Below are 906 nucleotides of genomic sequence, written 5' to 3'. Positions count from 1 at the left end.
ACCAACCCGGCTCCTCGCCCCGATCAAAGAAGACCACCCGGACCAACGGCCCATCAACCAGACTCAGCGACCTCTGCACGCGCGTCATCCGCTCAACGACCCACGCCTCGTCCACCCCTGCCGCGTCAACGACGGAGAACAGCTGAGCGCCTTCGCTCGGCACGATGTGCTGGACCCACGCCCCTTGCTCGGTGTCGAAGGCGAACCGGACCCGCAGCGCGTCATGATGCGCCACCACGGCGTCGACCGCGCGCGCCAGCGCGCCCGCATCGGCACCCGGCGCCAGCTCGAACATGCCCGACCAGTTCCAATGATCACGATCGGCGATGTCCTCGGCGGCGAACCGCCGCTGGATCGGAGTCAGCGGCACGGGGCCGCTCACCACCCCCTGCTCGGCCAGCACCGGCGTAGCCGTGTCGCGCACCGAGGCGGCCAGCTCGCCCACGTTCTGGGAGGCGAACACATCGGCCACATCCAGCCGCAGACCCGCCGCCCGAGCGCGCGCCACGATCTGCAGGCTCAGGATCGAATCGCCACCCAGCTCGAAGAAGTTGTCGTGCAACCCGACCCGCTCCACACCCAGCACCTGCGCCCAGATCCCGGCCAGCGTGACCTCGGCGGGGGTACGCGGCGGCACGAACTCCGTCCGCACGGTGGTCCCCAGATCCGGCTCCGGGAGGGCGCGCCGGTCCACCTTGCCGTTGGGGGTCAGCGGCAGCGCCTCCATCGGTACGAACGCCGCCGGGACCATGTATTCGGGCAGCCGCTCGCGCATGAACGCCCGCAACTCCCCGACATCCACTGACGTCTCGGGGACGACGTAGCCGATCAGACGCTTGCCACCCCGACCATCCCCACGCGCCGCCACCACCACATCCCGCACCCCGGGATGCTCACCCAACACCG

1 protein-coding gene is annotated in these 906 nt (G+C 70.2%); it reads right to left on the bottom strand.

The window, feature by feature from the left end; all coding sequences use genetic code 11:
• The coding region (locus tag DQW85_RS07400; RefSeq protein ID WP_240196995.1) for a phosphopantetheine-binding protein at positions 1-874 on the bottom strand (874 nt) is incomplete at its 3' end.
• Positions 875-906 lie beyond the last annotated feature (32 nt).

Origin of the sequence: Nonomuraea lactucae (assembly GCF_003313395.1) — a bacterium.
GTDB lineage: Bacteria > Actinomycetota > Actinomycetes > Streptosporangiales > Streptosporangiaceae > Nonomuraea > Nonomuraea lactucae.
Note: the sequence above shows the minus strand (reverse complement) of the source record. Positions and strands in the feature narration are given on the sequence as shown.